This is a genomic window from Bacillus sp. SIMBA_005, assembly GCF_046535585.1.
Lineage (GTDB): Bacteria > Bacillota > Bacilli > Bacillales > Bacillaceae > Bacillus > Bacillus pumilus.
In genome coordinates this window covers 1-295 of the sequence record NZ_JAWRWI010000217.1, presented here as the reverse complement: position 1 = coordinate 295, position 295 = coordinate 1, and the positions used below count along the sequence as shown (strand labels likewise).

Annotated in this window: 1 pseudogene; it reads left to right on the top strand. The window is 51.9% G+C overall.

The features are described 5' to 3' along the window. Positions 1-295: pseudogene (locus SB660_RS19835) on the top strand (1,4-dihydroxy-2-naphthoate polyprenyltransferase); the annotation flags it as partial.

Genomic DNA, 295 nt, shown 5'->3' with positions numbered 1-295 from the left:
GCTGGCGCTCGGCTCTTATGCGATTGCTCTCGTGCTCGGTGTTTATATCTGCATGAGCAGCAGCTGGTGGCTTGCGCTGATCGGCCTTGTCGGCATGGCGATCGGCTACCTGTATACAGGCGGGCCGCTCCCGATTGCGTACACGCCGTTCGGTGAATTATTCTCAGGCATTTGCATGGGTTCGGTGTTTGTGCTGATTTCGTTTTTCATTCAGACAGATAAGATCAATATGCAGAGCATTTTGATTTCCATCCCGATTGCGATTCTTGTCGGCGCGATTAACCTGTCGAACAAC